Genomic DNA, 7,735 nt, shown 5'->3' on the forward strand with positions numbered 1-7,735 from the left:
GGTCAGTCCTTTCGAGGGCCCACGACGAACCCGGCTCGCGTCACGGCGAAGCGGGTCCGGCCGGAAGCCGGTCGGTGCAGGGGGATCGAGGTCGGGACGTCGTCGATGCCGCCGGCCGCCCACGGGTGGCAGCGGAGCAGACGGCGGGCCGCGAGGACGGAGCCGAGGACGAGCCCGTGGAGCTGGACCGCCTGGAGCGCGTACGCGGAGCACGAGGGGTAGTAACGGCAGACGTCCCCGTAGAGAGGGGACACGACCGCCCGGTAGACGATCAGGAGCAGGACGCCGATGTTCCGCGGCAGCAGGAGGATCGCCCACCCGAGCCGGGCGAACGGCGCCTCGCGGCGGGGGAGCACGGCGGTCACGAGGACGCCCCGCTCTTCCGCGCGGCTCGCGCCATCGCGGACCACACCTCGGAGCGCAGCTCCGACCAGGGGGCGTCGGCGCTGCCGGGCAGCGCGCGGACGACGACCTGGGTGCCGGGGTCGATCTCGGGGACGAGCTCGAACGCCACGGCCTTGAGCCGGCGGCGGACGGTGTTGCGCGTCACCGCGGTGCCGACCGTCTTGGCGACGATGAACCCGAACCGCGCCGGATCGCCCGCGGAGGACCGGCGGACATACGTGACGGTGTGCGGTCCTGTGGACCGCACACCGCGACGGACGACTGTCCGGTACTCGCCTCCGTGGACGATGCGATTGGCTCTGGCCAGCACCGCTGGTCGGTACCGCTCGCTGCTAGGCGGAGAGCTCGGTGCGCCCCTTGGCGCGGCGCGCGCTGAGGATGCCGCGGCCGGCACGGGTGCGCATGCGCAGACGGAAGCCGTGCACCTTGGCGCGACGACGGTTGTTCGGCTGGAAGGTTCGCTTGCTCATAATCAGATCTCCACGTACGTGTTCCGCGGCGCGAACCGGCACCACCCGCTCGGGCGGAGACTCGGATCCTCCGGGAAGAAGGGGTGCCCGGCTGCGGAATCCGCTCGGCCTGCGAGGGCCGCACGGACGACACCGGGCAGGCGTCAACTGATTTAAACTACGGCCTGTTCCGCCACCGGTCAAATGTGGACGGCGCGAAACCTCGATCATGCACATGGGACACGGGGTTCCGCGCATTGACACGCGGGTGTCGCTGTGGTGGATTTGTCTCCCGTCGGCTCCGTTCGTTACGGTGTTGAGCCGCAGTTATCCACAGGTGGGATCCGCGTCCTCCCGCGCCCGCACAGGCATCGCTCGAGGCCGGTGGACAACCCTGTGGAGAGAGCGGCACTCGAGACCCGGCTCCGCGCCCGGTCCGCGACGCCCCTGCAGCGGGCGGCGACGGGTCCGGCGGAGACGGCGATCCCGCAGCGACTTCACAGCGACAGCACCCAGGACCGGAGACAGATGGCAGACGACACGTCGATGGTCGACGCGTGGAAAGTGATCCTCGGCGCACTGTCCCAGGACGAGCGGATCACCGCTCCCCTCTACGGGTTCGTCTCGCTCGTGGAGCCCAAGGGCATCATGGCGGGCACCTTCTACCTGGAGGTCCCGAACGAGTTCACCCGCGGGATGCTCGAGCAGCGCGTGCGCGTGCCCCTGCTCAGCGCGATCGGGACGCTCGACGACTCCTTCGGCGTCCCGACGTTCGCCTTCGTGGTGAACCCCGACATAGAGCACGAGCCCCTCAGCTCCCCGGCGTCGCAGGAGTCGATGAACCCGTTCGAGCCGATCACCGCCTCCTCGGCGACGGTCGCGCCGACCCGCGGGGTCGAGGAGCTGCGGACCGTGCCGGCGACCGATACCCGGCTGAACCCGAAGTACAGCTTCGACAACTTCGTCATCGGAGGCTCCAACCGGTTCGCGCACGCCGCGGCCGTCGCGGTCGCCGAGGCTCCCGCCAAGGCCTACAACCCGCTCTTCGTCTACGGCGACTCCGGGCTCGGCAAGACGCACCTCCTCCACGCCATCGGCCACTACGCGATGAGCCTCTACCCGGGGATCCGCGTGCGGTACGTCTCGAGCGAGGAGTTCACGAACGACTTCATCAACTCGATCGCGAACAACCGGGGCAACGCCTTCCACGGCCGCTACCGCAACGTCGACATCCTCCTGATCGACGACATCCAGTTCCTGCAGGGGAAGGCGGAGACGCAGGAGGCGTTCTTCCACACCTTCAACCAGCTGCACGACCACAACAAGCAGGTCGTGATCACGTCCGATCTGCCGCCGAAGGCACTGACGGGCTTCGAGGACCGGATGCGCTCGCGCTTCGAGTGGGGCCTCATCACCGATGTGCAGGCTCCCGACCTCGAGACCCGCATCGCGATCCTCCGCAAGAAGGCGGTCAGCGAGAAGCTGCTCGTGCCCGACGACATCCTCGAGTTCATGGCGTCGAAGGTGTCGAGCAACATCCGCGAGCTCGAGGGGACGCTCATCCGCGTCACCGCGTTCGCGAGCCTGAACCGGACGCCGGTCGACATGTCGCTCGTGCAGACCGTGCTGAAGGACCTGATCACGCTCGACGAGGACAACGTCATCTCGCCGGTCGACATCATCAACCACACCGCGGACTACTTCAAGCTCACGGTCGACGACCTCTACGGCTCGTCGCGCTCGCAGGCCGTCGCCACCGCGCGCCAGATCGCCATGTACCTGTGCCGCGAGCTGACGAACCTCTCGCTGCCCAAGATCGGCCAGCTGTTCGGCAACCGCGACCACACCACGGTCATGTACGCGAACAAGAAGATCTCGGAGCTCATGAAGGAGCGCCGCAGCATCTACAACCAGGTCACCGAGCTGACCACCCGCATCAAGACGAACCGCTAGCCGACAGTCGTGCGGTCCCCGGGACCGCCTGTCGCGGGTGGCGCGCCTGGGGGTCCATCGGCGTACGAGCCCGGTGGTCGGGTAGTCGCTCTCCTTCCTCGCGTGAGGGGAGGCGGAGGCGACGGGGGTCGCGGCGCGAGCAGCAGGACGTCGGTGTCGGCGCGCGTCGAGATCGGGCGAAGGAGCCGGCGGGGGTCTCGATACGCCGCGCTGCGGCTACTCGACCAGCATGAACCGCACGTGCTCAAGGGGTCCGGGTGATCGGCTGAGCGGCCGGCGTGCGATCGGACGGTGTCGATCCGCCGTGCGTTGGCCCGGAGGGCAACGCGGGGGAGAGGGAGCGCGCACTGTCTTCCGGGCCGATCGGACGGCGGCAGCTGCCCTCGACGGTCTCCGTCGTGACCGGAGAAGTCGTCGACGGACTCCTCGGACCTGCCTGGCGCGCCCCGGACACGCCGCCTCGCGCCCCTCGGAGGGCCGATTTCCACAGTGTGAGGAACCTGTGGATAACTGTGGACAACCGCCTCGGGACTGTGCGCCGGGAGAGCCCGCCTGTGGAGGGCGACCGGTCGGCTCGGATCGCTCCACAGGGCGTCCACGGGCCCGCTCACACTCCCTCCACAGGGGCGGGTCCCTCCGATCCCACCCAGGAGTAGGGGTCCGAAGCGTTTTCCACAGTTTCCACACGTGTTAACACTGTTAACGCAGTTCTCTCTTTAATGAAGCCTCGACCGGCAACCTCTCCACAGCGGCTCGGGAGTGCTCGGCGGTCCACCCCCTTCCGAGCTCGTCGAGCCCGGCGGGTACGATGGGCGACGGTCTTCGTCCGCGACTCGTCAGGGGTGTACTCGTGAGGTTCCAAGCCAACCGCGATGTCTTCAGCGAGGCGGTGTCCTTCGCGGTCAAGCTGCTTCCGCAGCGCACGACCCTGCCGATCCTCTCCGGAGTCCTCATCGAGGCGACCGCCGAGGGTCTGACGCTGTCCTCCTTCGACTACGAGGTGTCCGCGCAGACGCAGATCGCCGCCGACGTGGAGGAGACGGGGACCGTGCTCGTCTCGGGCCGTCTGCTCGCCGACATCGCGAACCGCCTCCCCAACGCTCCCGTGCGCATCGCCACGGAGGAGTCGCGCGTCTCGGTCTCGGCCGGCTCGGCGCACTTCACGCTCCTGCAGATGCCCGTGGAGGAGTACCCGAGCATCCCCGAGATCGACGCCTCCACCGGCCTCGTCCCGGCCGACGCCTTCGCAGCCGCTGTCTCGCAGGTGGCGGTCGCCGCCTCCCGCGACGACGTGACCCCCGTCATCACCGGCGTGCAGCTCGAGATCACCGAGAACACGATCGGCCTCGTCGCGACGGACCGCTACCGCGTGGCCGTCCGCGAGATCGACTGGGACAACGGGGACAACCCCGCGCCCACCCAGCCGCTCACCGCCCTCGTGCCCGCGCGCACGCTGCAGGAGGTCGGCAAGACCTTCGGCCACTCCGGCACCGTCTCCGTCGCGATCACCAACCGTGACGAGCGCGAGCTGATCGCCTTCACCGCGGACCGCAAGACCGTCACCTCGCTGCTGATCAAGGGCAACTTCCCGCCCGTGAAGCGCCTCTTCCCCGCCTCCGTCGAGAACTACGCGGTCATGTCGACCAGCGACCTCATCGAGGCCACCCGCCGCGTCTCGCTCGTGCTCGAGCGCGAGGCGGCCCTCCGCTTCAGCTTCAGCAGCGACGGCCTCACCCTCGAGGCCATCGGCTCGGAGCAGGCGCAGGCGTCCGAGAGCATCGACGCGATCGTGACCGGCGACGACGTGGTCGTCTCGCTCAAGCCGCAGTTCCTGCTCGACGGCCTCGCCGCCGTCCACTCGGAGTTCGTGCGCATCGCGTTCACGAAGACCGAGAACCCCAACAAGCCCGGCCCCGTCCTGATCACCGCGCAGACCTCGCGGGAGCAGCCCGGCAGCGACAGCTACCGCTACCTGCTCCAGCCCAACCTGCTGCTGCGCTGACCACTCCCCGGATCGCAGAGCCGCGACCGCCCCGCTCCCGACGAGCGCCCGCCCGCCGGACAACGAATCCAGGAAGGTTCACCATGCACATCGGACTCGTCGGCCTCGGCAAGATGGGCGACAACATGCGCTCCCGCCTCCGCTCCAAGGGGCTCGAGGTCACCGGCTACGACCGCAATCCCGACGTCTCGGACGCGGCCTCTCTCGACGAGATGATCGCCGCACTCCCCTCGCCCCGCATCGTCTGGGTGATGGTGCCGGCCGGCGAGATCACCGACGCGGTCGTCAAGGACCTGTCGGAGAAGCTCAGCGAGGGCGACCTCGTCATCGACGGCGGCAACTCCCGCTTCACCGAGGACTTCAAGCACGACGCGCTGCTGAAGCCCAAGGGCATCCACTACATCGACGCGGGAGTCTCCGGCGGCGTCTGGGGACTCCAGAACGGCTACGGCCTGATGGTCGGCGGCCCGAAGGAGCTCGTCGAGTACGCCATGCCCGTCTTCGACGCGCTGCGCCCGGAGGGCCCCCGCGAGGAGGGCTTCGTCCACGTCGGCGAGGTCGGCGCCGGCCACTACGCGAAGATGGTCCACAACGGCATCGAGTACGCCCTGATGCAGGCGTTCGCCGAGGGCTACGAGCTGCTCGAGACCCGCAGCGACATCATCAAGGACGTCACCGGCACCTTCAAGGCCTGGCAGCGCGGCACGGTCGTGCGCTCCTGGCTGCTCGAACTCCTCGTCCGCGCCCTCGAGCAGGACCCGGACTTCAAGAACATCGAGGGCTACGTGCAGGACTCGGGCGAGGGCCGCTGGACCATCGAGGAGGCCATCAACAACGCCGTCCCGGTGCCCACGATCAGCGCCTCGATCTTCGCCCGCTTCGTCTCCCGCCAGGAGGACTCCCCCGCGATGAAGGCCGTCGCAGCGCTCCGCAACCAGTTCGGCGGGCACTCCGTCAAGGCCGTCGACTGAGTCGGCTGGTGAGGACTGCCTCCGGCAGTCCTCACGGCGGTCGGCTTCCGGAGGGGGGCGCGTTCCGCAGGGCCGGTGACGGACGGCGGACTGCGGCCCGCCGCCCCCGTGAGGCAGGGATGCTCTCACGGGGGCGGCGGGCCTCCGGCCGCCTCCACCTCGCTACCGACGTCGGGCGGCGAGCCTTCGGCCGCCTTCACGGGCGGGGACGGGGCTCGGCCGATCATGGTGAGCGAGTAGTGGCCCCGGACGGGCGTATCGGGATCCGCGTCCCGGACGGTTCCGCCGCCGTGCTGGTCGAGTAGCCCGCAGGGGTGTGTCGAGACCGGGGGCGAAGGCCTGGCCGACCGTGGGACAGCGGGCCGCAGGCGCCGGAGCGGGTGGATCGGCCGAGCGAGACGGGCCAGGAGCCCGCAGGGGTGCAGTGAAGGCCCGCGACGACGGGTGGAGGAGAGGAGCGCGACGTGCAGGTGACGCAGCTGGCGCTCAGCGACTTCCGGAACTACGAGTCGGTCGATGTCGAGCTCGTGCCCGGACCGAACCTCTTCGTCGGCCGCAACGGCCAGGGCAAGACGAACCTCGTCGAATCTCTCGGCTACCTCTCCACCCTGGGCTCGCACCGCGTGTCGAGCGACCAGGCGCTCATCCGCGCCGGCCGGGACAGCGCCGTGGTGCGCGCCCGCCTCCGCAACGGCGAGCGCGACCTGCTGGCCGAGGTGCAGATCAACCGCTCCTCCCCCAACCGCGCGCAGATCAACCGCGGCGGGATCAAGCCGCGCGAGCTCCCCCGCTTCTTCTCCAGCGTCCTCTTCGCGCCGGAGGACCTCCTCCTCATCCGCGGCGACCCGTCGGCCCGCCGCCGCTTCCTCGACCAGCTGGTGATCCTCCGCTCCCCGCGGATGAGCGCCGTCCAGGCCGACTACGAGCGGGTGCTGCGCCAGCGCAACTCGCTGCTCAAGTCCGCACGGGCGAGCGGCGTCCGGGACCCCTCGAAGCTCGGGACCCTCGACATCTGGGACGAGCGCCTGATCGCGCTCGGGACCGAGATCATGCAGTCGCGCCTCACCCTGGTGGAGGAGCTGAGCGGACCGGTGCGCGCCGCGTACGAGGCGGTCGCCGGTGCCGACCAGCGTCCGGTGCTCCGCTCCCGCCTGAGCATCGAGGGCGCGGTCGACGACGACGGCGAGCCCGTGGAGCAGCCGGGCGCCGCGTCACCGGCGGCGGGCGAGGGACTGGCGGAGGCGTTCGCGTCCGCGCTGGCCGGGGTGCGCCGCCGCGAGCTCGACCGGGGCGTCTCCCTCGTCGGCCCGCACCGCGACGACGTGCAGTTCGAGCTGAACGCGCTGCCGGCCAAGGGCTACGCCAGCCACGGTGAGAGCTGGTCGTTCGCCCTGGCGCTGAAGCTGGGCGCTGCGGAGCTGCTCCGGCGCGACTCCCCCATGGGCGATCCGGTGCTGATGCTCGACGACGTCTTCGCCGAGCTGGACGCGCGCCGGCGCGAGCGCCTCGCCTCGGTGGTCGCCGACTACGAGCAGGTCCTGATCACCGCGGCCGTCTTCGACGACGTCCCGGAGGCGCTGGCCGCGCACACCGTGCGGATCGAGGCCGGCCGGATCGTCGGCACGGGCGCCGCCGCCGCGCCGATCGCCGTGCCGGAGCCGACCGCACCCGACTCCGCCTCGCCCGATCCGGTGTCCTCCGACTCCCCTCCTCCCGGTCCCGAGTCCTCCCGCTCCTCTTCTCCCGATCCGGTCTCGTCCGACTCCCCTTCTCCTGGTGCCGTCTCCTCCGTCGCGGCCTCCTCCTCGGAGACCGCGTCCCCAGCGCCTGCGTCCACAGATCCCGCGTCCCCGGAGCCGCCCGCCGAGTCGCCCTCGACGATGAAGATCTCGGAGATCGACGGATCCTTGGACTGGCAGTCCTTGAGCTTGCCCGGCATGCCGCCGCCCTCGAGC

General features: G+C 70.1%; 6 protein-coding genes and 1 pseudogene. 4 read left to right on the plus strand and 3 right to left on the minus strand.

The window, feature by feature from the left end; genetic code table 11:
* Positions 1-2 precede the first annotated feature (2 nt).
* Genes yidD through rpmH form a run of 3 tightly spaced genes read right to left on the minus strand, consistent with a single transcriptional unit; the run spans position 3 to position 875 of the window.
* Positions 3-356: a membrane protein insertion efficiency factor YidD gene (gene yidD, locus C5D04_RS01060; protein WP_244230695.1), complete on the minus strand. Its 354-nt coding sequence runs from the start codon at positions 354-356 to the stop codon at positions 3-5.
* Between the two features lie 5 nt (positions 357-361).
* Positions 362-715 carry a ribonuclease P protein component gene (rnpA, locus tag C5D04_RS01065; RefSeq protein ID WP_104222680.1) on the minus strand — a complete coding sequence of 118 codons (354 nt, stop codon included), beginning with the start codon at positions 713-715 and terminating at the stop codon, positions 362-364.
* A 22-nt stretch (positions 716-737) separates the two neighbouring features.
* The gene (gene rpmH, locus C5D04_RS01070; RefSeq protein WP_055784512.1) at positions 738-875 is read right to left on the minus strand and encodes a 50S ribosomal protein L34; all 138 of its coding nucleotides are present in this window, start codon (positions 873-875) and stop codon (positions 738-740) included.
* A gap of 627 nt (positions 876-1,502) precedes the next feature.
* Here rpmH and dnaA point away from each other — a divergent pair.
* The 4 genes and pseudogenes from dnaA to recF all read left to right on the plus strand — a co-directional run.
* Complete coding sequence (gene dnaA / locus C5D04_RS01075) at positions 1,503-2,807, plus strand: chromosomal replication initiator protein DnaA (protein ID WP_374954372.1); 1,305 nt, start codon at positions 1,503-1,505, stop codon at positions 2,805-2,807.
* Between the two features lie 850 nt (positions 2,808-3,657).
* Complete coding sequence (gene dnaN, locus C5D04_RS01080; protein ID WP_104232992.1) at positions 3,658-4,809, plus strand: DNA polymerase III subunit beta; 1,152 nt, start codon at positions 3,658-3,660, stop codon at positions 4,807-4,809.
* An 83-nt stretch (positions 4,810-4,892) separates the two neighbouring features.
* Positions 4,893-5,780 (plus strand): phosphogluconate dehydrogenase (NAD(+)-dependent, decarboxylating), encoded by an 888-nt coding sequence (gene gnd / locus C5D04_RS01085; RefSeq protein WP_104222677.1) that lies wholly within the window; start codon positions 4,893-4,895, stop codon positions 5,778-5,780.
* Positions 5,781-6,244: 464 nt separating this feature from the next.
* A pseudogene (recF, locus tag C5D04_RS01090) lies at positions 6,245-7,405 on the plus strand (DNA replication/repair protein RecF); the annotation flags it as partial.
* Positions 7,406-7,735: the final 330 nt, after the last annotated feature.

Origin of the sequence: Rathayibacter sp. AY1D2, from assembly GCF_002932695.1 — a bacterium.
GTDB lineage: Bacteria > Actinomycetota > Actinomycetes > Actinomycetales > Microbacteriaceae > Rathayibacter.